Origin of the sequence: Pseudoxanthomonas sp. YR558, assembly GCF_900116385.1 — a bacterium.
Taxonomy (GTDB): domain Bacteria; phylum Pseudomonadota; class Gammaproteobacteria; order Xanthomonadales; family Xanthomonadaceae; genus Pseudoxanthomonas_A.
In genome coordinates, this window is sequence record NZ_FPCI01000002.1 from 141040 (window position 1) to 164032 (window position 22993).

A 22993-nucleotide genomic window follows, 5' to 3' on the forward strand; every position below is an offset into this window, starting at 1 on the left:
CGTCGGTGCGCCGGAGGCGATAGATGAAGCGAAGCCGCATGGTGCTGGCGTTGATTCTGACCTACATGATCTTCGCGATGCTGCTCAACTCGGTGGGGGCGGTGATCCTGCAGGTAATGCAGGGCTTCGGGGTCAGCAAGACGGCGGCGTCCACCCTGGAGGCGTTCAAGGACCTGCCCATCGCCGTCGCGTCGTTCCTGGTGGCGTCGACGCTGCCCAGGCTGGGCTACCGGCGCGCGATGATGCTGGGCCTGCTGCTGGTCGCGGTCGCCTGCGCCGGCATGCCGCTGCTGAAGGCGTTCTGGGCGACCAAGCTGCTGTTCGCCACCGTGGGCGTTTGCTTCGCGCTGGTGAAGGTGTCGGTGTATTCCAGCATCGGTCTGTTGACCGACGACGCCAAGGCGCATGCCGGCCTGACCAGCACGGTGGAAGGCTGGTTCATGGTGGGCATTCTCGGCAGTGCGTGGTTGTTCGCCGCCTTTATCAACCCTGATGCACCGGGCGATCCGGTCTGGTTGAACGTGTACTGGGTGATCGCCGGCCTGTGCCTGGCAGTCATCGCCTTGCTGGCCACCGCCGAGATGGACGAGACCGCCGCGCGCGACGGCCATGCCGTTGGCGAGTCGTTCGCCGACATGCTGCGCCTGCTCGGTCGACCGCTGGTAGTCGTGTTCCTGGTGTCGGCGTTCCTGTACGTGCTGATGGAACAGGCCATCAACACCTGGTTGCCGACGTTCAATCGAGAGATCCTGCACCTGCCCACCACGCTCAGCGTGCAGGCGGCCGGCATCTTCGCCGGTTCGCTGGCGGTGGGGCGGCTCGGTGGCGGCGTCCTGCTGCGCCGCATGCCCTGGTTCCCTGTGCTGGGCGGTTGCGTCGTCGCGATGGCGGGACTGGTGCTGCTGGCGCTGCCGTTGGCCGCCAGCGTGCAGCCGCGGGCCGAGCACAGCTGGTGGAACGCACCGGCGGCGGCGTATGTCTTCCCGCTGATCGGCCTGCTGATGGCGCCGATCTATCCGACCATCAATTCGGTGGCGTTGAGCGCGTTGCCGAAGGCGCGGCACGCCGCAATGACGGGTCTGATCGTGGTGTTCTCCGCATTGGGCGGCACCACCGGCTCGTTCATCACCGGCCAATTGTTCGCGCATTTCGATGGCACGCGCGCCTTCTACCTGCTGTTGGTGCCGATGGCGCTGCTGCTGCTCTCCCTGACGCTGCTCAACCGCCGTAGCCGTACATCCGAGATCGCGGCCGTGCCGACGGGAGGACACTGATGCATCATCGCTTGCGTTTTCGGTGGTCGCCGCCATGCGCCGCGCTTCTGCTCGTACTTATCGCAATGCCGGCGTTGGCCCGCGGGGCTGCGGTCATCACCCCGCCGCTCCAATTCCGCATCACTGAAGGGCGCATCGAGAACGCGTTCTACCAGCAAGGTCCTATCGCGGCGCATCTTCTCCTCAGCTCCGGTACCAGGCCGCGGGTACTGGTTGCATTTCCGGCGGGGAACAGCGGCGTGGGCGTATGGTTCGAGGAAACGGCCACGCCGGTGCAGTGGACCTTGGTCGGGATGGACGCCGATGCGTCGACGCCGGCCGGCGCGTGGCATGGCATCCGCGCGCAGACCACGGTGGAAGCGGAGCGCCTGGTGATCACCGACGCCGTGCTGGGAAGCGTGCGCGTGCTGCGCGACTACCAACTGGGGCAGGACTATCCGCCCGAGACGCGGGCGACCCCTAAAGTGACGCCGCGTGAGGTGACTTGGGAGCGCTTGCGGCTGGATGGCGCACCGGGCTACCGCATCGTGCTGGCTGTGGAGAACGGCCGCTTCGCCCGAGAAGCCGGCAAGCTTGTGCTGCGTGCGGATGTGTCCGATGCCCCTCTGAAAATTCAGGTGCGCGCGGCTACCGGCGAGACGCCGCTGACACCGTTCGCGAGCGAGGCACTGCTCAACGACAACGCGGCTAAGGACGTACGCAGCCGGCAGGCGTTGCAATTCCTGAGTTACGAAGAGAAGTTCCTGGCGGGCTCTTGGCGCTTCGATACCTACTTTGGCCGCGACACGCTGATGTCGGTGCGTCTGCTGATGCCGGTGCTGCAGCCGGCGGCGGTCGAAGCAGGACTGAGTGCGGTGTTGGCGCGCCTGTCGCCGGGAGGCGAGGTGGCGCACGAAGAGGACATCGGCGAATTCGCGGTGCTGCGCCATCGCAAGGAGCAGGGAACGACCGCCGCCACGCCGATCTTCGACTACGTGATGATCGACGACGACTACATGCTGCCGCCGGTGGCCGCCGCGTGGTTGCTCGATGACACCCGTGGCCGCACCCGGGCGGAGGCCTTCCTGCAGGCGAAGCAGGGCGGGGAAACGCGGGGAGCGGCGCTGGCGCGCAACCTGTTGTTCGTCGCCGGCCAGAGCGAGGCGTTCGCAAAGGCGCCTTCGTACGAGCACCTGATCGCCTTGAAGGCCGGCAAACCGGTGGGACAGTGGCGCGACAGCAACGAGGGCATCGGCCGCGGACGCTATCCCTACGACGTCAATGCGGTGTGGATGCCGGCGTCCCTGCGCGCGATCGGCGGCTTCCTCGACAGCGGCCTGCTGCAGCCTTACACCACGACGTTGCAACGCGAGCAACTGCGAGCGGCGGCAACGCAGGCCATGCGTTGGGAAACCGAGGCCGGCAAGCTGTTCGCGGTCAGCCTGACGGAGGCGCAGGCCGCAGCGCAGGTGAGCGCCTATGCTGCCGAGGTGAGCGTGCCGGATACGGACGCGGTCGCTGCGCTGGGCAAGGGCGGTGTGACCTTCCCTGCGATCGCACTGGACGCGCAAGGAAAGCCGATTCCCGTGCTGCATTCCGACGAAGGCTTCCGGCTGCTGTTCGGAATGCCGGATGCCGGATCGCTGGATCGCGACGTGGCGGCGCTGATGCGGCCGTTCCCCGCCGGCCTGATGACGGACGTCGGCCTGCTGGTGGCCAATCCGGCCTACGCGGATCGCGCGGTATGGCCGCGGCTGGGCAGCAGCGCGTACCACGGCACCGTCGTGTGGGCGTGGCAGCAGGCGGTATTGGCCGCCGGTCTGCAGCGGCAGCTGGCGCGCAACGATCTGCCGGCCGCCACGCGCGACCGCCTCCGCGAGGCGCAGCGGACGCTGTGGCGCGCGATCCGCGGCGCCGATGCGGTGCGCACCTCCGAGCTGTGGACCTGGGCCTATCGCGACGGCCGGTACCACGTCGAGCCGTTCGGCGCGCAGGGCGCGCATGAAGATGAATCCAACGCAGCGCAGCTGTGGAGCACGGTGTTCCTGGCGCTGACGCCGCCGATGGAAACGGATTGAAGGAGTAGGGCCATGATGCGGCGAGTGGCAGTACGTGCGTGCGGGTTGTGGCTGATCGTTGCGGTGGTGTCACCCGCGTGGGCCGGCGACCAAGCGTCTGCCCCGGATGCGGCCACGCTGGCATTGCCGGCGACGCCGCTGCCGTTCAGCGAGTTCGCCAGCGCGCCGGCGCGCGAACGCTTCATCGCGCTGCAGGCGGAGGCGCGTGCCGGCGACCTGCCGGATCCGAGTGATCTGGCCGAGCAGCGCCGCTTCTACCAGCGATACAACGACACCCGTCTCGCCGAGGTGCGCCGCGCGTATGACGCCGAAGTGCGCGAGACGACGCTGGGCGGCGTGCCGGTGCACGTGGTGACGCCTCGCGGTCATCGCGAAACGAAAGGTGGCCGCGTACTGGTCAACCTGCACGGCGGCGCTTTCATGTGGGGCGCCGGCAGCGGCGCCCTCGTCGAGGCAATACCGGTGGCGGTGGTCTCGGGGATACCCGTCGTCACCGTCGACTACCGGCTGGCGCCAGAGCATCCCTATCCCGCGGCGGTCGACGATGTCGAATCCGTCTACCGCGCGTTGCTGAAGGAACATCGTGCCGACGACATCGGCCTGTACGGATGTTCCGCCGGGGGCATGCTGGCGGCGCAGGCCGTCGCGCGCTTCCTCACGCAGGCTCTGCCGGCGCCAGGCGCGGTCGCTACGCTGTGCGGGACCGGGCTGCCTTTTTCCGGCGATACGCTGACGCTAGGCCAGATCGCCACCGCGTCCGCGCCGATGAAGCAAAGCGATCTGCAGCGCCTGCCCTACCTGCGCACGGCGCGTCTGGATGATCCGATCGCCTTTCCCGGCAACGACGCCGCGCTGCTGGCGCGATTCCCGCCTACGCTGCTGATGGCGGGCAGTCGCGACTTCTCCGTCAGCTCGCTGACCACCATGCACCGCCGTTTGTTGGGCGCGGGCGTCGACGCCGACCTCGTCGTATTCGACGGCCTGTGGCATGCGTTTCTGGTGTTCCCGGACCTGCCGGAATCGAAGGAGGCGTACACGTTGATCGCGCGCTTCTTCGACCGCCACTTGGGTGAGGCACACCGCTGATCACACCCGGTGGCGTATCGTAGCGCTCCCTTCAAGGAGCGACCCATGAACGCGACCGGCGTGGCCTTGGCCCTCTTCATTGGCATGTTGTTGCCGCTCCAGGCGCTGATCAATGCCTCGTTGGGGCGACAGTCGTTCGGCCCGGTGTTCGCGTCGCTGGCTTCCTTCATGGTCGGTACCGGCGTATTGCTGGCGTGGTGGTTGCTGACGCGGCCGGTGTTCGTGCCCGCGGCACTGGGCAAGGTGCCGTGGTGGGCGTGGACGGGCGGCGTGATCGGTGCGGTATTCGTTGCCTCCGCCACGCTGCTGGTGCCGCGGTTGGGCGCGGCGTCGCTGATCTGCCTGGTCGTCGCGGGCCAGCTGGTCGGGTCGGTGATGCTCGACCACTTCGGCGTGCTGCATGCGCGCCAGCCGGTGGACACGCTACGCGTGGTGGGCCTGCTGCTGGTGGTGGCCGGCGCAACACTGGTAGTCCGGCCCTGGCAGTCCGCGGGCGGCTGAGCGGTGGGCGAGGTGCTGGTCGGCTTGCCGCCGCGCGCGGATGCGCATTGCCGTGTGCTGGTGCTCGGTTCCATGCCGGGCAGCGCATCGCTGCGCGGGGCGCAGTACTACGCGCATCCGCGCAATCGGTTTTGGCCGGTGATGGGCGCGCTGTGCGGCTTCGATCCGGAAGCGCCTTACGAAGCGCGCTTCGACGCATTGAGGCGCGCCGGTGTCGGCGTGTGGGATGTCATCGGCCGCTGTGAGCGCCCGGGTAGCCTGGATGCGGCCATCGTGCGCGGCAGCGAAGTGCCCAACGCCATCGGCGACTGGCTTGCGGCGCATCCTGAGGTCGCCGCGATCGCGCTCAACGGCGGCAAGGCGGCGGACGCGTTCCGCCGGCATGTGCGGACCACGCTCGCCGATCCGCTGCCCGCCCTGCTGGCATTGCCCTCGACCAGCCCCGCGCATGCCGCGATGGGATTACCCGCTTTGCTGGAGGCCTGGGGCGCGATCACACCGTTCCTGCGCCGATCCAACTGACAATGCGCCAGCGTATCGTGCGTGCGCATCGCGCCGAACCAAAGCGATACCAATGGCTGTCGCGGCCTGCATTGTCCCGGCGGGGACAGTAATTAACACCAAGGGATGGTTGGCGCATCGCGCCACTGCGGACACAATAGGGGTTCCCCTCTTCACGCCCGCACCGGAGTAACGCCATGTCCGACATCAAGGAAGCCAAAGTCCCCGATATCGGTGACTACGACGGCGTACCGGTGATCGAGATCCTGGTCGCCGTGGGCGACACGGTGAAGAAGGACCAGGGCCTGGTCACGCTGGAATCGGACAAGGCGACCATGGAAGTGCCGTCGCCGTTCGCCGGCGTCGTGAAGGAGATCAAGGTCAAGCTGGGCGACGAGATCGCCGAAGGCGCCGTCGTCGCAATCATCGAAACCAGCGAAGGCGCCGCCGAGGCCAAGCCGGCTGCGGCTCCGGCCGCGGTGCCCGCCGCCGAGACCGGTACCAAGGTCGAACCCGTCGCCGTTTCGCCGACGCCGGACAAGATCGCCCAGCGCGAGATCGCGCAGGAACGCGCCGCACCCGCCGTGGCGCCCGCCGCCTCGCGCGTGCTGGACGACAAGCCGGGCATCGATCCGGAAGCCTCGCCGCCGCGTACGCCGCCGGTCGAGTTCAATGCCGACCGCGTGCTCCCCGAGAAGGTCGCCTACGCCAGCCCGGCCGTGCGCCTGTTCGCGCGCGAACTGGGCGTGGACCTCAACCAGGTCAGTGGCAGCGAGCGCGGTGGCCGCATCAGCAAGGAAGACGTGCAGAAGTACGTCAAGGGCGTGCTGGCCGGCGGCGTCTCGGCGCCTGCCGCAGCGGGCGCACCGGCCGCTGCGGGGGGTGGCCTGAACCTGCTGCCGTGGCCGAAGGTTGACTTCAGCAAGTTCGGCGAGACCGAGGTCGTCGCGCTGTCGCGCATCAAGAAGATTTCCGGCGCCAACCTGGCGCGCAACTGGGCGATGATTCCGCACGTCACCCAGCATGACCACGCCGACATCACCGATCTGGAAGCGCTGCGGGTGGCGCTGAACAAGGAGAACGAGAAGGCCGGCATCAAGCTGACCATGCTCGCCTTCCTGATGAAGGCCAGCGTCTCGGCGCTGAAGAAGTTCCCCGACTTCAACGCGTCGCTCGATGCCAGCGGCGAGAACCTCACGCTGAAGAAGTATTTCCACGTCGGCTTCGCCGCCGACACGCCGAACGGTCTGGTCGTGCCGGTGATCCGCGACGTCGACAAGAAGGGCGTCAACGAGATCGCGCAGGAAAGCGGCGAACTGGCGAAGAAGGCGCGCGACGGCAAGCTCGGCCCGGCTGAGATGTCCGGCGGGTGCTTCTCCATCTCCTCGCTGGGCGGCATTGGCGGCGTGGCCTTCACGCCGATCGTCAATGCGCCGGAAGTCGCCATCCTCGGCGTTTCCAAGTCGTCGATCCAGCCGGTGTGGGACGGCAAGCAGTTCCAGCCGCGCCTGATGCTGCCGCTGTCGCTGAGCTACGACCACCGCGTAATCGACGGCGCCGCCGCGGCGCGCTTCACCGCCTACCTCGCCCAGCTGCTCGGCGACATGCGCCGCGTGCTGCTGTAAGGAGACCGAGACCATGGCGAACACGATCGAAGTCAAAGTCCCCGACATCGGCGATTACAGCGATGTGCCGGTCATCGAAATCCTGGTTGCCGTCGGCGACACGGTGAAGAAGGACCAGGGCCTGGTCACGCTGGAATCGGACAAGGCCACGCTGGAAGTGCCCTCGTCGGCCGCCGGCGTCGTGAAGGAAATCAAGGTCAAGCTGGGCGACGCGCTGTCCGAAGGCAGCGTCGTGGCCGTGCTGGAAGCCGAAGGCACTGTTGCCTCCGCGCCGGCACCGGTCGCCCCGGCGGCCCCTGCAGCGCCGGCCCCGACGCCGGCTGTCGCGCCTGCGGCTGCGGCTGCTGTGCCGGCCGCCGCGCCGGCCGCGTCCGGTGGCGGTGGCCTGATCGAAGCCAAAGTGCCCGACATCGGCGACTACGATGGCGTGCCGGTCATCGAAATCCTGGTCGCCGTCGGCGACACCGTGAAGAAGGACCAGGGCTTGGTCACGCTGGAGTCGGACAAGGCGACGATGGAAGTACCGTCGCCGGCCGCCGGCGTCATCAAGGAGATCAAGGTCAAGCTCGGCGACTCGCTCGCCGAAGGCAGCCTGGTCGCGATCCTGGAAGGCGAGGGCGCCGCGGCGCCTGCCAAGACCGCGCCGGTGGCTTCGTCCCCGGCAGCGCCCGCTGCCCCGGCGACCTCCGCGCCGAAGCCGGCGCTAGGCACCGGCAAGCCGGCCGACATCGAATGCCGCATCGTCGTGATCGGTTCGGGCCCGGGCGGCTACACGGCGGCGTTCCGCGCGGCCGACCTCGGCCTGGATACCGTGCTGATCGAGCGCTACGAGACGCTCGGCGGCGTCTGCCTCAACGTGGGCTGCATCCCGTCGAAGGCGCTGCTACACGCGGCCGCGCTGATCGAAGAGGCCTCGCATTCGGAGGACATCGGCATCAGCTTCGGCAAGCCGAAGATCGACCTCGACAAGCTGCGCGGCTTCAAGCAGGACAAGGTGGTCGGCCAGTTCACCAAGGGCCTGGCCGGCATGGCCAAGCAGCGCAAGGTGCGCACGGTGACCGGCGTGGCGAAGTTCGTCTCGCCGAACGAGCTCGAGATCGTCGGCAGCGACGGCAAGACGCAACTGCTGCGCTTCGAGCAATGCATCATCGCCGCCGGTTCGCAGGCGGTGAAGTTGCCGAACTTCCCGTGGGACGATCCGCGCGTGATGGATTCCACCGATGCGCTGCAGCTGGCCGACGTGCCGAAGAAGCTGCTCGTGGTCGGCGGCGGCATCATCGGCCTGGAAATGGCGACGGTGTACCGCGCGCTGGGCGCGGAGGTGACCGTGGTCGAGTTCATGGACCAGCTGATGCCGGGCGCCGACAAGGACCTGGTGAAGCCGCTGGCCGATCGCCTGAAGAAGCAGGGCGCGGTCGTGCACCTGAAGACCAAGGCCGCCAAGGTCGAGGCGTCGAAGAAGGGCATCACCGTGCACTTCGAGAGCGCCACCGAAGGCCAGAAGCCGGAACTGGAAACGGGCACGTGGGACCGCGTGCTGGTCGCCGTCGGCCGTTCTCCCAATGGCGGCAAGCTGGACGCCGGCAAAGCCGGTGTGACGGTCACCGACCGCGGCTTCATTCCGGTCGATGCGCAGATGCGCACCAACGTGCCGCATATCTTCGCCATCGGCGACCTGGTCGGCCAGCCGATGCTGGCGCACAAGGCGACGCACGAGGGCAAGCTGGCGGCGGAAGTCGCGGCCGGCGAGAAGAAGGAGTGGGTGGCGCGGGTGATCCCGTCGGTGGCCTACACCGATCCGGAAATCGCTTGGGTCGGCGTGACCGAGACCGAAGCCAAGGCCAAGGGCCTGAAGATCGGCGTGGGCAAATTCCCGTGGGTGGCGTCGGCGCGCGCCGTCGGCATCGGTCGCGGCGAGGGCTCCACCAAGCTGATCTTCGACGAACACACCCATCGCATCATCGGTGCGGGCATCGTCGGCGTGCATGCAGGCGACCTGATCAGCGAACTGGCGCTGGCGATCGAGATGGGTGCGGAAGCCGGCGACATCGGCGCAACCATCCATCCACATCCGACGCTCAGCGAATCGGTGGCGATGGCCGCTGAAGTCTACGAAGGCACGATCACCGACCTGTACATCCCGAAGAAGAAGTAAGCCGCTTCCGGGCGTCGAAGCAACGAGAAAGGCCGCGCAGGAGCGCGGCCTTTTTCTTTTCGGCGAATGCGTCAGGCGGGCAGGGGCATCGCCCTCGCTGCACGCCGTGCTTCGATCCTCTTCCACACCTTCTCGTGAAAGTGGAACACCACCGTATTGGTCGCCGGCTCGATCAGCGCCAGCATGCCACCCACCAGCAGACTGCCAGTGAACAGGTAGCCCAAGGTGAAGGCCACCGAGAAGTGCAGGATCGCGAAGCTCAGGGTCTTGTTCATGGCCGCACCGGACGCTCAAAAATGAGAATGGATCTCATTGTGGGGCCGGCCATCGGCAAGTCCAATGGATTGATCGTTTTTAATTGATAGTGCCTGGCTATCGATGCCGTTTTCCCGAAAAGGCGAAGCCCCGGGGGCAGCCGGGGCTTCGGGAGGCCTGCGACGGAGCATCGGACGAGGAAGTTGAGCAGCAGGCCTTGCAAGGACTGACACACCGTTTTCGCCAAAGTTCCGGAGAATCCACAGGAAAATTCTGAATAGGGGAAACGGTTACATGCAGGCAGGCCAAGGGCTGGCGGCCAAATGGGCTTCCACCAGCGTTTTCGACCTTTGGCGGTTGTCCCGGAAATTGTCCCGCTGCTATACTTTTGCGGCTCGGCGAGGCGCTTTACCGCCTTGTACCCCGCCAATTCCGTAGGGCTTTCGTGTGCTGAATTCCGTCGCTGCGGGCCGGCGGCTAGTGTTGCGCGCCGCCGTCTGGCAGACGGTCGCGGTATTGCTGGTCGCGCTGCTGTTCCTGCTCTGGGGCGTGCCCCACGCAGTCTCGGCGGCCGTCGGAGGGTTGGCGATCGTGGCTGGCGCGCTGCTGGCGGCCTGGATGGCCTTCGGCGGTGGCGTACTCGGGGCCGTTTCGGCGGTGCTGAGGCTGGTCGCGGGGATGGTGGTGAAGTGGGTCGTGGTGATCGGCGTGCTGGTGATGGGCGCGGGGCTGTACAAGCTGCCCCCGCTGCCCCTGATGGCAGGCGTGGTCGCCGGACTGGTGGCACAGATGCTGGCTGCGGTTGGTAAGCAGCGATAAACCCAATCTAGACGAAAGGTTTCCGACACATGGCGGGCGAGGCTCTAACTCCCACCACCTACATCCAGCACCACCTGAAGAACCTCACGGCCCAGGTGGGCGGTGATGGTCCCTTCTGGACGATCAACGTCGACACCTTCGTGACGGCCGTGCTGATGGGGCTGCTGATCGTGTTCGCGTTCTGGCTGGCGACCCGCAAGGCGACCGCCGGCGTGCCGGGCAAGTGGCAGGCCTTCGTCGAGATCATGCTCGAGTTCGTCGACAAGCAGGCCCGCGACACCTACCACGGGACCAGCAAGCTGGTGACGCCCATCGCGATCACCATCTTCTTCTGGATCCTGATGATGAACCTGCTGAAGATGATCCCGGCAGACTTCATCGCCAAGCCGCTCGAACTGCTGGGCGTGCACTACTGGAAGCCGGTCCCCACCGCCGACGTCAATGCCACCCTGGGCATGTCGATCAGCGTGTTCTTCCTGATGATCGTCTTCGCATTCCGCTCGAAGGGCTTCGGCGGCTTCGCCAAGGAGTTCCTGACGGCACCGTTCGGCAAGTGGATGATGCCGTTCAACCTGATCCTCAACATCGTCGAATGGGTCAGCAAGCCCATCTCCCTGGCGATGCGACTGTTCGGCAACATGTTCGGCGGCGAGATCGTGTTCCTGCTGATCTGGGTGCTGGGCGGCGCGGGCATTGTCGGCATGTTCGGCGGCGCGGTATTCGGCCTGGGCTGGATGCTGTTCCACCTGCTCGTCATCCCGCTGCAGGCGTTCATCTTCATGATGCTGTCGATCGTCTACCTCAGCTTGTCGGAAGACAGCCACTAACGTTTCCGCTTCACCGTTTCGCCTTTTACCATCCACCTTTCAAGCACTTAAGTTCCGGAGATCACCATGGAAAGCATCCTCACCAACCTCGCCCAGGTCCAGGCTTCGACCGCCCTCGCCATCGGCATCATGATCGGCCTGGCCGCGCTGGGCGCGGGTCTGGGTCTGGCCATCATGGCCGGCAAGTTCCTGGAATCGGCTGCCCGCCAGCCGGAGCTGATCCCGGTCCTGCAGGTCCGCATGTTCATCACCGCCGGCCTGATCGACGCCGCGTTCATCATCTCGGTCGCCGTGGGCCTGCTGTTCGCCTTTGCTAGCCCGTTCATCACGATCTTCACCGAGCAGCTGGCCAAGCTGGCCGGCGGCTGAGAAGCCGCGTGAAGCCTGACCGCGGCGGTTCGCCTCCGCGGTCGGCCATCAGGCGTCGCTGGGCGCGCGCGTCGTGCGCGGGCCCTTCCTCACCGGCAGGTTTACGATGAATATCAATCTCACTCTGTTCGCCCAGGCGCTGGCCTTCGCTGGCCTGATCTGGATCATTGCGACCAAAATCTGGCCGCCGCTGCTGGCTGCCATCGAAGAGCGCCAGCAGAAGATCGCTGACGGCCTCGCCGCTGCAGACCGCGCCAAGCGCGACCTGGAGCAGGCTGGGGACCAAGTCAACGAGGCGTTGAAGGAAGCCCGCGTCAAGGCCAACGAGATCATCGATCAGGCCCATGCGCGTGCGAACCAGATCGTCGATGCGGCCAAGAACGAAGCGATCGCCGAAGCCAACCGCCAGAAAGAACTGGCGCAGGCCGAAATCGACGCCGCCGCCACGCGTGCCCGCGAGGACCTGCGCAAGCAGGTGTCCGCGCTGGCCGTCAGCGGTGCCGAGAAGCTGTTGAAGCGCGAGATCGACGCCAACGCCCACAAGGCGCTGCTCGACGAACTCGCCGCCGAAATCTGATCCGGACGATCTGATCGATGAGCCAGGCCCTGACTGTCGCCCGCCCCTACGCCCGCGCCGCCTTCGCGACGGCGCGCGACGAAGGCAACTTCGCCGCCTGGTCGCAGGCGCTGGGTTTCGCCGCGCATGCCGCGGCGGACCCGCGCGTCGCCGCGCTGCTGCCGAATCCGCAGCTGCTGCCCGCGGTGGCGGTGTCGCTGCTGGCGCCCGATGGTGCCAGCGAAGCGTTCACCCGCTTCCTGAGCGTCCTCGCGGATGCCCGCCGCCTGCCGCAGCTGCCGGAAATCGCCGGCCTGTTCGAAGAGCTGCGCGCCGAGGCCGAGCATGTCGTGAAGGCGAAGGTCACCTCCGCCACGACGCTGCCCGCCGGCGAACTCGACGTGATCAAGGTCGCGCTGAAGAAGCGCTTCGGCCGCGAGGTCGAGGTGGAGACGGCGGTCGACGCGTCGCTGATCGGCGGCGCCGTGATCGATGCCGGCAGCGTGGTGATCGACGGCTCGCTGAAAGGCAAGCTGGCGCGCCTGCAGTCGGCGCTGACGCACTGAATTCCCATTGAACCGCCGCGCGCAAGCCGGCACACAGGACTTACCCATGGCTACCACGCTCAACCCCTCTGAAATCAGCGACCTGATCAAGACCCGTATCGAGAAGGTCAAGCTGGCCGCGGAGTCGCGCAACGAAGGCACCGTCACCAGCGTGTCCGACGGCATCGTGCGCATCTTCGGCCTGGCCGACGTCATGCAGGGCGAAATGATCGAGCTGCCGAACGATACGTTCGCGCTGGCGCTGAACCTCGAGCGCGATTCGGTCGGCGCCGTGGTCCTGGGCGACTACGAGCACCTGCGCGAAGGCGACGTGGCCAAGACCACCGGCCGCATCCTGGAAGTGCCGGTCGGTCCGGAAATGCTCGGCCGCGTCGTGAACGCGCTGGGCGAGCCGATCGACGGCAAGGGCCCGCTGGGCACCTCGCTGACCGCGCCGGTGGAGCGCGTGGCCCCGGGCGTGATCTGGCGTAAGTCGGTCGACCAGCCGGTGCAGACCGGTTACAAGTCGGTCGACGCGATGATCCCGATCGGCCGCGGCCAGCGCGAGCTGATCATCGGCGACCGCCAGACCGGCAAGACCGCGATGGCCATCGACGCCGTGATCAACCAGAAGGGCACCGGCATCAAGTGCGTGTACGTCGCGATCGGCCAGAAGGCCTCGACCGTGGCCAATATCGTGCGCAAACTGGAAGAGAACGGCGCGCTGGCCCACACCGTGGTCGTCGCCGCTACCGCTTCCGAATCGGCCGCGATGCAGTACATCAGCGCCTACTCCGGCTGCACCATGGGCGAGTACTTCATGGACCGCGGCCAGGACGCCCTGATCGTGTACGACGACCTGTCCAAGCAGGCCGTGGCCTATCGCCAGATCTCGCTGCTGCTGAAGCGTCCGCCGGGCCGCGAAGCCTACCCGGGCGACGTGTTCTACCTGCACTCCCGCCTGCTCGAGCGCGCTGCCCGCGTGTCCGAGGAGTACGTCGAGAAGTTCACCGAAGGCAAGGTCACCGGCAAGACCGGTTCGCTGACCGCGCTGCCGATCATCGAAACGCAGGCCGGTGACGTGTCCGCGTTCGTGCCGACCAACGTGATCTCGATCACCGACGGCCAGATCTTCCTGGAAACCGACCTGTTCAACGCCGGCATCCGCCCGGCCGTGAACGCCGGTATCTCGGTGTCGCGCGTCGGTGGCGCCGCCCAGACCAAGATCATCAAGAAGCTGTCGGGCGGCATCCGCATCTCGCTCGCCCAGTACCGTGAGCTGGCCGCGTTCGCGCAGTTCGCCTCGGACCTGGACGAAGCCACCCGCAAGCAGCTGGAGCGCGGCCAGCGCGTCACCGAGCTGATGAAGCAGAAGCAGTACGCGCCGATGTCCATCGCCCTGCAGGCACTGTCCATCTACGCCGTCAACGAGGGTTACCTGGACGACGTGCCGGTCAGCAAGATCCTGGCGTTCGAAGATGCGCTGCACGCGCACTTCACCAACACCCAGGGCGCGCTGGTCGACACGGTCAACAGCACCGGCAACTGGAACGACGAGATCGAAGGCGCCTTCAAGAAGGGCATCTCCGAGTTCAAGCAGACCGGCACCTGGTAATTGCGTAGGGTGGGCCCCGGCCCACCGTTCGTAGGCAGGCGGATCGCAGGTCCGCCCGACGAAGACGAAACAAGCGAGCGAGACATGGCAGGCGGACGCGAAATCAAAACCAAGATCAAGAGCGTGCAGAACACCCGCAAGGTGACGCGCGCGCTCGAGATGGTCTCGGCCTCCAAGATCCGCAAGGCGCAGGACCGCATGAAGACCTCGCGCCCGTACGCGCGTGCGATGAAGCAGGTGATCGGCCACCTGGCCCAGGCCAACACCGACTACCAGCACCCCTTCATGGTGGAGCGCAAGGACGTCAAGCGCGTCGGCTTCATCATCGTGTCGTCCGACCGCGGCCTGGCCGGCGGTCTGAACAACAACCTGTTCCGCAAGATGCTCGGCGAGATCCGCCAGTGGAACGAGAAGGGTGTCGAGGTCGACGTGGTCACCATCGGCCAGAAGGCCTCGGTGTACTTCCGCCGGGTCAAGGTCAACATGCTGGCCAGCGTGTCCCACCTGGGCGATGCGCCCAAGCTGGACCAGCTGATCGGCGTGATCAAGGTGATGCTGGACGCCTACACCGAAGGCTCGCTGGACCGCGTGTTCGTCGTCTACAACGACTTCGTCAACACGATGACCCAGCGCGCGGCGTTCGACCAGCTGCTGCCGCTGCCCGCCGCGGAAACGCAGGTCGCGCACCACGACTGGGACTACATCTACGAACCCGATGCCGAGACCGTGCTCGACCACGTGATCACGCGCTACATCGAGTCGCTGGTGTACCAGGCCGTGCTGGAGAACATCGCGTCCGAGCATGCGGCGCGCATGGTGGCCATGAAGGCCGCCAGCGACAACGCCAACAAGCTCATCGGCACCCTGCAGCTGGTCTACAACAAGGCTCGCCAGGCGGCGATCACCCAGGAAATCTCCGAAATCGTCGGCGGCGCGGCGGCAGTCTGACGCGCGTAGTCACAAGAATTCATCTAGAGGAATGCAGCAATGAGTCAGGGCAAGATCGTTCAGATCATCGGCGCGGTGGTTGACGTCGAATTCGCGCGCAACGAAGTGCCGAAGGTGTACGACGCGCTGAAGGTGGAGAACACCGCCATCACGCTCGAAGTGCAGCAGCAGCTCGGCGACGGCGTCGTGCGCACCATCGCCCTCGGTTCCACCGACGGCCTGAAGCGCAACCTGGTCGCCGTGAACACCGACAAGGCCATCTCGGTGCCGGTCGGCGCGGGCACGCTGGGCCGCATCATGGACGTGCTGGGCAACCCGATCGACGAAGCCGGCCCGGTGCAGGCGTCGGATCATTGGGAAATCCACCGTTCGGCCCCGTCGTACGAGGACCAGTCCTCGGCCAACGACCTGCTGGAAACCGGCATCAAGGTCATCGACCTGATGTGCCCGTTCGCCAAGGGCGGCAAGGTCGGCCTGTTCGGCGGCGCCGGCGTCGGCAAGACCGTCAACATGATGGAACTGATCAACAACATCGCCAAGGCGCACTCGGGTCTGTCCGTGTTCGCCGGCGTGGGCGAGCGTACCCGCGAGGGCAACGACTTCTACCACGAGATGAAGGACTCCAACGTCCTCGACAAGGTGGCGATGGTGTACGGCCAGATGAACGAGCCGCCGGGCAACCGCCTGCGCGTCGCGCTGACCGGCCTGACCATGGCCGAGTACTTCCGCGACGAGAAGGACGCGTCCGGCAAGGGCAAGGACGTGCTGCTGTTCGTCGACAACATCTACCGCTACACGCTGGCCGGTACCGAAGTGTCGGCGCTGCTCGGCCGCATGCCGTCCGCTGTGGGTTACCAGCCGACGCTGGCCGAGGAAATGGGCGTCCTGCAGGAGCGCATCACCTCGACCAAGACCGGCTCGATCACCTCGATCCAGGCCGTGTACGTGCCCGCGGACGACCTGACCGACCCGTCGCCGGCCACCACGTTCGCCCACTTGGACGCGACCGTCGTGCTGAGCCGTAACATCGCTTCGCTGGGTATCTATCCGGCCGTGGACCCGCTCGACTCGACCAGCCGCCAGCTGGACCCGAACGTCATCGGCCACGAGCACTACGACACCGCGCGCCGCGTGCAGTCGACGCTGCAGAAGTACAAGGAACTGAAGGACATCATCGCCATCCTCGGCATGGATGAGCTGTCCGAAGAAGACAAGCAGGCCGTGTCGCGCGCCCGCAAGATCGAGCGCTTCTTCAGCCAGCCGTTCCACGTGGCCGAAGTGTTCACCGGCTCGCCGGGCAAGTACGTCTCGCTGAAGGACACGATCCGCGGCTTCAAGGCGATCTGCGACGGCGAGTACGACCACCTGCCGGAGCAGGCGTTCTACATGGTTGGCGGCATCGACGAAGCCGTCGAGAAGGCCAAGAAGCTCGCCGAGAAGGCGTAAGCACCTGAGGCGGGCTTCGGCCCGCCTTCGCGGCAATCCGTGGCGGACCCAGGTCCGCCCTACACGGCAAAGAGAGTTCCATGAGCACCATCCGTTGCGACATCGTCAGTGCCGAGCAGGAAATCTTCCACGGTGAAGCCACCCTGGTCGTCGCCACCGGCGAACTGGGCGAGCTGGGCATCGCGCCGAAGCATGCGCCGCTGATCACCCGCCTGAAGCCGGGCAAGGTCGTGGTGACGCTGGCCAGTGGCGAGCAGCTGGACTTCGCCATCTCCGGCGGCATCCTCGAGGTGCAGCCGCAGGTCGTCACCGTGTTGGCGGACACCGCCGTGCGTGCGACCGACATCGATGAAGCGCAGGTCCGCAAAGCCAAGGAAGAAGCCGAGCGCGTGCTGTCCCACAAGGACCCGAAGATGAGCGTGGAAGAAGCCCAGGCCCAGTTGGCCATGAGCATCGCCCAGCTCAGCGCGCTGGAGCGCCTGCGCAAGAACCTCAAGCACTGAGGTCCAGGCCCGAACGCTGTATTGGAAACGCCGGCCTCGTGCCGGCGTTTTCGTAGGCGTCAGCGGTAGACCACGTGCCGCCAGAGGAAGAAGGCCATGAGGGCCAGCACGCCTTCCACCAGCGGTTTGGCCAGCCAGGCGTGCGCCAGGCCCAGTGACGTGGCCACCCAGGTCACTGCCAGCGTGCTCACCACCGTCAGCGGCACCCACACCAGCAGAAACTTGGCGAACCGCCACCAGCCCAGGCGTGCGGCGCCCTCGCGCGCGAAGGTCACGCGTCCGTTCAACCAGAAACCGAGCAGCGCGCCACTGATGCGCCCGGCCAGGTTGCCCGGCGCTGCCGGCACACCGAGTGCAGTCAGTCCAACAAAGACCAGCCAGTCCAGCAACAACTGCGCGAGGCCGACGGCGATGTAGCTGCCGCCTTGGCGGAACAGTAGATGGCGCGGAGAGGGTGGGGGCATGCGCGCATGGTAACTGCGGGATACGCAGCGATGGCACCGGGAGGGCGTGATTTGCGTTGGAGGGGGAATTGCTACCATGCGACGACATCGCGACGCCGCACAGCCACAGGGACATGCGCACATGAAGCCACTCCACGTCGTCATCCTCGCCGCCGGCGAAGGCAAGCGCATGAAATCCGCGCTGCCGAAGGTGCTACAGCCCATCGCCGGGCGCCCGATGCTGGCGCATGTGATCGAGGCGGCGCGCGCGCTGTCGCCGGCCGGCGTGCATGTGGTCTACGGCCATGGCGGCGACCAGGTGCAGGCGGCCTTCACCGACCAGCCCGACCTGCACTGGGCGCACCAGGCGCAGCAGTTGGGCACCGGCCACGCCGTCGCGCAGGCGATCCCGGCCATTCCCGACGGCGCGCGGGTGCTGGTGCTGTACGGCGACGTGCCCTTGACCCGCAGCGAGACGCTGCAGCGCTTGCTCGATGCGCCCGGTCGTCTGGCGGTGCTGGTCGCCGAGCCGGTCGATCCCACTGGCTACGGCCGCATCGTCCGCGATGAAGCGGGCCGCGTGGCCGCCATCGTCGAGCACAAGGACGCCGATGAGGAGCAGCGCCGCATCCGCATCATCAACACCGGCATCATCGCCGCCGACGGCAGCGCGCTGAAGGGTTGGCTCGCCCGCTTGTCGAACGACAACGCGCAGGGCGAGTACTACCTGACCGACGTCTTCGCGATGGCGGCGGATGAATTCACGCCGGCCGAAATGGTGCTCGTCGGCGAGCCTATCGAAGCGGAAGGCGCGAACGATCCCTGGCAGCTGTCGCAGCTCGAACGCGCCTACCAGCTGCGCGCCGCGCGCGCGCTGTGCGTGCAGGGCGCGCGCCTGGCCGACCCGGCGCGCTTCGACCAGCGCGGCACGGTGACGGTGGGGCGCGACGTGCAGATCGACGTGGACGTGGTGCTGGAAGGCAAGATCGAACTGGGCGATGGCGTCGTCATCGGTCCGTTCACGCGCCTGAAGGATGTTTCGCTCGCGGCCGGCACGCAGGTGCGCGCGCACTGCGACCTGGAAGGCGTCGCCAGCGAAGGCGCCGCGTTGATCGGCCCTTATGCGCGCCTGCGTCCCGGCACCGTGCTCGCCGATGGCGTGCACGTGGGCAACTTCGTCGAGACGAAGAACGCGCGCATCGGCGTGGGCAGCAAGGCGAACCACCTGACGTATCTCGGCGACACCGTCATCGGCACCGGCACCAACATCGGCGCCGGCACCATCACCTGCAACTACGATGGCGTGAACAAGTCCACCACGACGATCGGCGATCGCGTCTTCGTCGGTTCGAACTCCTCGCTGGTCGCACCGGTGACGCTGGCGGACGGCGCGACGATCGGTGCCGGCTCGGTGATCTCGAAGCATGCCCCGGCCGACAAGCTGACCGTCGCGCGTGCGCGGCAGATGACGGTCGAGGGTTGGCAGCGGCCGGTGAAGCAGCCGAAGTAAGGCGCGCTTCGCGTCGCTACGCCGCCGGCGCGTCCGGCAACTGGATCGCCACGCACAGGCCGCCGCCATCGCGGTTGTGCAATGACAGGCGGCCACCGTGCGCTTCGATGATCTCGCGCGTCAACGCCAGGCCCAGGCCGGTGCCGTTGCGTTTGGTGGAATAGAACGGCACCAGCGCGTTCTGCAGCACGGCGTCGTTCATGCCCGTGCCGCGGTCCATCACCTCGATACGGACCCAGCCGGGCAGGCGGGTGACGCGCACGGACACGCCGTCGGCCGTGGTGCCGGACTCATGCGCGTTCTTCAACAGGTTCAGTAGCGCCTGCTCGATCTGCGCCAGGTCGATGCGACCGTCGATGTCGGTTTCCTGCATCGACAGTTCGAAGCCGATCTGCCGCTGCAGGCCTTCCAGGAAGGCGCGCCAGTGCACGGTATGCAACTGCGGTTGGGGCAGCTTGGCGAACCGCGCATAGCCACGGATGAAACCTTCCAGGTGGCGCGCGCGGTCCTCGATGGTGCCGAACACTTCTTCCAGGCGCTCGTGCTTGCCGCGGCGGACCAGCTCCGCGCCCGAGTGCGCCAGCGAGGCGACCGGCGCCAGCGAATTGTTGAGCTCGTGGCTGATCACGCGGATGACCTTCTTCCAGGTCATCACTTCCTGCCGGCGCAGCTCGTTCGTCAGCAGGCGCAGCAGCAGCAGTTCGTGCGGACGCCCGTTGAGGCGGAAGTTGCGCCGCGCGAGGTGGTAGACCTGTTCTTCCTCGTCGTCCTCTTCGCTGCCCATGGCGAACAGGCTGTCGCCGCTCCGGGCGAGCGCCTCGCGCATCTCCACCGGCGAAGCGGCCACCAACGTGTCGTAGTCCTGGCCTTCCAGCTTCCATCCGCCGTGCAGCAGCTTGCGCGCGGCGACGTTGGCGAAGACCACGCGGCGAACGCCATCGCCGCCGGGGGCGACCAGCAACATGGCCACCGGGGTGTTCTGCACCATCGTGTCGAGCAGCAGTTCGCGCTGCACCAGGGTCTGCCGCTGCTCGCGCAGGACCTCGCCCAACGCGCCGTGCGAGCGCACGAGTTCTGCAAGTTCGTCGCTGCCCTGCCAATGGATGCCGAAGTTGTACTCGCCATCCCGATAGCTGTTGACGCTGCCAGCGAGCGCGCGGAATAACGAGCGCGTGCTGCGCAGGCCGCGGTGGATCGCCCAGGCCGCCAGCGGAAGCACGACCAGCGCGGACACCAGTACCGCCAGCAGGTCGTCCTGCAGCCAGTGCGACAGCGCGACCGGCAGCACCAGCGCCACCACCAGCAACGGCAGCAGCCAGGACAACACGCGGCCGGCGAGCGAACGACGGATCATGTGGCCTTGATGCCGAAGCGTTCCATGCGCCGGTACAGCGCCTGCCGGCTCATGCCGAGGTCAGTGGCAGCCTGCGCGATCACCCCGCCGGCACGCGCGATCGCGGCCTCGATGTCGGCACGCTCGGGCTCGGCCACGACCGTCGTGCGCACGGGCGCTGCCCGCGGCAGGTTGAGGTCGCCGGCTTCGATGCGCTCGCCCATCGCCAGCAAGCCCGCGCGCTGGATGACGTTGCGCAATTCGCGCACGTTGCCGGGCCACGCGTGCCGCAGCAGCGCGGCGCGAGCGCTCTCGCCGAGCGGCTTGTCGTCGGGGCGGAAGCGTTCGGCCAGCGGCAGGATGTCGCCGGGACGTTCGGCCAACGGCGGGAGTGCGAGCTCGATCGCGTTGAGTCGGTAGTAGAGGTCTTCGCGGAAGCTGCCATCGCGGATCATCGTCGGCAGGTCCGCGTTGGTCGCGCTGATCACGCGCACGGCGACCTTGCGCTCGCGGTTGGAGCCTAGGCGCTCGAAGCGGCCGGTTTCAAGTACGCGCAGCAACTTCATCTGCCCGGTCAGCGGCAGGTTGCCGATCTCGTCGAGGAACAGCGTGCCGCCGTCGGCCGCTTCGAACTTGCCCTCGCGTGCCTTGTTGGCGCCTGTGTAAGCGCCGGCGTCCGCGCCGAACAGTTCGGCCTCGATCAGTTCCGACGGCAGCGCACCGCAGTTGAGGGTCACGAACGGGCCCTGCTTCACGCTGGAGTTCGCCTGGATGATCTCGGCGATCTTCTCCTTGCCGGCCCCGTTCGGCCCGGTGATCAGCACCGGCAGGTCCGAGCGGGCCACCTGGCAGGCGAGCGCGATCACGCGTTCGCTGGCGGGGTCTTCGAACACGAGGTTGCGCAGGTCGTACTTCTGTTCGAGCTGATGACGGCTGCGTCGTTCGCGGCTGCGCCGGCGATCGAGTTCGCGGCGTGTCTCGGTCAGTTCGAGCAGCGTGTTGACCGTGGCCAGCAGCTTGCGGTCGTCCCAGGGCTTGGCCACGTAGTCGGCGGCACCGGCCTTGACCAGATTCACCGCCGCTTCCAGATGCGTCCACGCGGTCAGCAGGATCACCGGCATGTCGGGCCATTCGGCGCGCAGGTCGATGAACAGCTGTTCGCCTTCCGCGCCGGAGGTGGTGTCCTCGCTGAAGTTCATGTCCTGGATGACCAGGTCCACCGGCTGCTCGCGCAGCAGCGCCAGGCCGGCCGCCGGTGATTCGGCGTGCAGGGTGTCGATGTCGTGTAGGGAGAACAGGACTTCCAGCGCCGTACTGACGGCCAGGTTGTCGTCGATCACGAGGATGGTAGGCATGCGCTATAGCCTAACCGAAGGGCTGCGACTGACGAGGTGCGGCGGGATGCGGCGGGCCAGGTACGCGGGCCACGCGGCGGCCAACTGCACGGCCAACGCCACCCAAGCGGCGATGGCCACCATCGATCCCAGCGATGGCGTACTCGCCAGCCACGCCGGCGCGATGCGCGGCAGCAGCCAGCCGCCGCAGGCCAGGCCGAGCAATGCCGCTGCGCAGGCCAGCCACAGGTATTCGAGACGCAACCGACGCGCGAGTTGGCGGCCGGTGGCCCCGGCGGCGCGGCGCAGACTGAATTCCTGCGCATGTTCCTGCACCCACCGTTGGCCGCCGAGCATCAACAGGCCGAGTGCGGAGACCCACCAGGCGATGCAGGCGCCCACCGACCAGCCTGCACGCAGGCGGGGCGCATGCAGCGACACGTCGCGCAATGCAGCTATGTCGACAGGGTCGGCGGCGACGACGTCGGGATGGGCGGCCGACAGGACCGACCGAATGCGCGCTGCCATGTCGTCGGTGGGACCCGTATGGCGCACCAGGAACTGCGCATCTCCGGCACGTACCATCCGCACCGGCAGCATCATGGCCAGGTCGCGCGCATCGGGCGCACTCGCCGGTGGCGGCAGCCGCTCGATCACGCCGATGACGCGCAACTGCGCGCCCGGTGCGGTCGACAGGGTGCGGCCGAGCGGGTCGACGTCACCGTACAGGCGCGTGGCCAGCGCGGAGGAAATGACGGCCGGCCCCGGGCCTGCGTGCAGGTCGTCCTGATCACCGGCATAGTCGCGGAACTCGCCCGGCAGGAAATCGCGTCCACGCACCGTGGCGATGCCCAGCGTCTTGCTGAAGTGTTCATCGGCGAGGAACACTGACACGACGTTGCGCTCGGCGGGACGCGCCGGCGTCCACGCGTGCACGCTCCACGCGTTGTTCCCATACGGCACTTGGTTGGCCGCCGTGACGGACAGCACGCCGGGCACGCTGCGCAAGCGATGCAGCACGTCGTCCACGCCCGGATCCGACGCCGGCGTCATCTGCATCCACGGCACTAGCATCAGACCAGTGTCGACGATGCCATCCGGCGAGGTGCGCGCGACCTGCAGGTCCGTCAGCGCTTGCCAGGCCTGCAGGCATAGCACCACGCCGATCGCCAGTTGCACGGCGATCAACCAGGTGCCCGCATGGTGGCGCCCCAGCAGCAGGAAAGGAGGAGACATGGGAACCCCATCGGGCCGCGCACGCCGGTGGGGCGTGCGCGGCAGGGAGCCGAAG

Annotated in this window: 22 protein-coding genes; 17 read left to right on the forward strand and 5 right to left on the reverse strand. The window is 67.1% G+C overall.

Annotated elements, in window-relative coordinates:
* Positions 1–23: 23 nt before the first annotated feature.
* The 7 genes from BM365_RS12240 (at position 24) to lpdA (ending at position 9199) form a co-directional block, all read left to right on the forward strand.
* Complete coding sequence (locus tag BM365_RS12240; protein ID WP_233210802.1) at positions 24–1274, forward strand: MFS transporter; 1251 nt, start codon at positions 24–26, stop codon at positions 1272–1274.
* Positions 1275–1513: 239 nt separating this feature from the next.
* The gene (locus tag BM365_RS12245; protein ID WP_233210803.1) at positions 1514–3331 is read left to right on the forward strand and encodes a hypothetical protein; all 1818 of its coding nucleotides are present in this window, start codon (positions 1514–1516) and stop codon (positions 3329–3331) included.
* 24 nt (positions 3332–3355) lie between these two features.
* Positions 3356–4417 carry an alpha/beta hydrolase gene (locus tag BM365_RS12250; protein ID WP_217645171.1) on the forward strand — a complete coding sequence of 354 codons (1062 nt, stop codon included), beginning with the start codon at positions 3356–3358 and terminating at the stop codon, positions 4415–4417.
* 45 nt (positions 4418–4462) lie between these two features.
* On the forward strand, positions 4463–4918 hold the full coding sequence (locus BM365_RS12255; protein ID WP_093489847.1) for a DMT family transporter: 456 nt from the start codon (positions 4463–4465) through the stop codon (positions 4916–4918).
* A 3-nt stretch (positions 4919–4921) separates the two neighbouring features.
* The gene (locus tag BM365_RS12260; RefSeq protein WP_093489848.1) at positions 4922–5440 is read left to right on the forward strand and encodes a DNA-deoxyinosine glycosylase; all 519 of its coding nucleotides are present in this window, start codon (positions 4922–4924) and stop codon (positions 5438–5440) included.
* 176 nt (positions 5441–5616) lie between these two features.
* Entirely contained in the window at positions 5617–7044 is a 1428-nt protein-coding gene (locus BM365_RS12265) for a dihydrolipoyllysine-residue acetyltransferase (protein ID WP_093489849.1), read from the forward strand.
* A 13-nt stretch (positions 7045–7057) separates the two neighbouring features.
* Entirely contained in the window at positions 7058–9199 is a 2142-nt protein-coding gene (gene lpdA / locus BM365_RS12270; protein ID WP_093489850.1) for a dihydrolipoyl dehydrogenase, read from the forward strand.
* Positions 9200–9270: 71 nt separating this feature from the next.
* Here the strand turns inward: lpdA and BM365_RS12275 are convergent, their stop codons facing one another.
* On the reverse strand, positions 9271–9474 hold the full coding sequence (locus BM365_RS12275; protein WP_093489851.1) for a DUF2061 domain-containing protein: 204 nt from the start codon (positions 9472–9474) through the stop codon (positions 9271–9273).
* A gap of 427 nt (positions 9475–9901) precedes the next feature.
* Between BM365_RS12275 and BM365_RS12280 the strand changes: the two genes are divergently transcribed.
* The 9 genes from BM365_RS12280 to BM365_RS12320 all read left to right on the forward strand — a co-directional run bounded on the left by BM365_RS12280 (position 9902) and on the right by BM365_RS12320 (position 17082).
* The gene (locus tag BM365_RS12280) at positions 9902–10273 is read left to right on the forward strand and encodes an ATP synthase subunit I (protein WP_233210804.1); all 372 of its coding nucleotides are present in this window, start codon (positions 9902–9904) and stop codon (positions 10271–10273) included.
* A gap of 29 nt (positions 10274–10302) precedes the next feature.
* Positions 10303–11100, forward strand: coding sequence for a F0F1 ATP synthase subunit A (gene atpB / locus BM365_RS12285; protein ID WP_093489853.1), 798 nt, complete (start codon positions 10303–10305; stop codon positions 11098–11100).
* Between the two features lie 66 nt (positions 11101–11166).
* Positions 11167–11469 (forward strand): F0F1 ATP synthase subunit C, encoded by a 303-nt coding sequence (atpE, locus tag BM365_RS12290; RefSeq protein ID WP_056880791.1) that lies wholly within the window; start codon positions 11167–11169, stop codon positions 11467–11469.
* Positions 11470–11575: 106 nt separating this feature from the next.
* Positions 11576–12046 (forward strand): F0F1 ATP synthase subunit B, encoded by a 471-nt coding sequence (locus tag BM365_RS12295; RefSeq protein WP_056880792.1) that lies wholly within the window; start codon positions 11576–11578, stop codon positions 12044–12046.
* Positions 12047–12063: 17 nt separating this feature from the next.
* Positions 12064–12591, forward strand: coding sequence for a F0F1 ATP synthase subunit delta (locus tag BM365_RS12300; RefSeq protein WP_093489854.1), 528 nt, complete (start codon positions 12064–12066; stop codon positions 12589–12591).
* A gap of 46 nt (positions 12592–12637) precedes the next feature.
* Positions 12638–14185 (forward strand): F0F1 ATP synthase subunit alpha, encoded by a 1548-nt coding sequence (atpA, locus tag BM365_RS12305; RefSeq protein ID WP_093489855.1) that lies wholly within the window; start codon positions 12638–12640, stop codon positions 14183–14185.
* 84 nt (positions 14186–14269) lie between these two features.
* Positions 14270–15133, forward strand: coding sequence for a F0F1 ATP synthase subunit gamma (atpG, locus tag BM365_RS12310; RefSeq protein WP_093489856.1), 864 nt, complete (start codon positions 14270–14272; stop codon positions 15131–15133).
* A gap of 39 nt (positions 15134–15172) precedes the next feature.
* Positions 15173–16579: a F0F1 ATP synthase subunit beta gene (gene atpD, locus BM365_RS12315; protein ID WP_093489857.1), complete on the forward strand. Its 1407-nt coding sequence runs from the start codon at positions 15173–15175 to the stop codon at positions 16577–16579.
* Between the two features lie 80 nt (positions 16580–16659).
* Positions 16660–17082 (forward strand): F0F1 ATP synthase subunit epsilon, encoded by a 423-nt coding sequence (locus BM365_RS12320; RefSeq protein ID WP_093489858.1) that lies wholly within the window; start codon positions 16660–16662, stop codon positions 17080–17082.
* A gap of 59 nt (positions 17083–17141) precedes the next feature.
* Here BM365_RS12320 and BM365_RS12325 read toward each other — a convergent pair whose 3' ends face one another.
* On the reverse strand, positions 17142–17546 hold the full coding sequence (locus BM365_RS12325; protein ID WP_093489859.1) for a GtrA family protein: 405 nt from the start codon (positions 17544–17546) through the stop codon (positions 17142–17144).
* 121 nt (positions 17547–17667) lie between these two features.
* Between BM365_RS12325 and glmU the strand changes: the two genes are divergently transcribed.
* Positions 17668–19035, forward strand: coding sequence for a bifunctional UDP-N-acetylglucosamine diphosphorylase/glucosamine-1-phosphate N-acetyltransferase GlmU (gene glmU, locus BM365_RS12330; RefSeq protein ID WP_093489860.1), 1368 nt, complete (start codon positions 17668–17670; stop codon positions 19033–19035).
* A 16-nt stretch (positions 19036–19051) separates the two neighbouring features.
* Here the strand turns inward: glmU and BM365_RS12335 are convergent, their stop codons facing one another.
* The 3 genes from BM365_RS12335 to BM365_RS12345 are packed head-to-tail and all read right to left on the reverse strand — an operon-like array spanning position 19052 to position 22938.
* A complete protein-coding gene (locus BM365_RS12335) occupies positions 19052–20389 on the reverse strand; it encodes a sensor histidine kinase (protein WP_093489861.1) in 1338 nt (445 codons plus the stop codon).
* A complete protein-coding gene (locus tag BM365_RS12340) occupies positions 20386–21723 on the reverse strand; it encodes a sigma-54-dependent transcriptional regulator (RefSeq protein ID WP_093489862.1) in 1338 nt (445 codons plus the stop codon). The genes BM365_RS12335 and BM365_RS12340 overlap by 4 nt, the downstream gene beginning before the upstream one ends.
* Before the next feature lie 3 nt (positions 21724–21726).
* Positions 21727–22938: an ABC transporter permease gene (locus BM365_RS12345; RefSeq protein ID WP_093489863.1), complete on the reverse strand. Its 1212-nt coding sequence runs from the start codon at positions 22936–22938 to the stop codon at positions 21727–21729.
* Positions 22939–22993 lie beyond the last annotated feature (55 nt).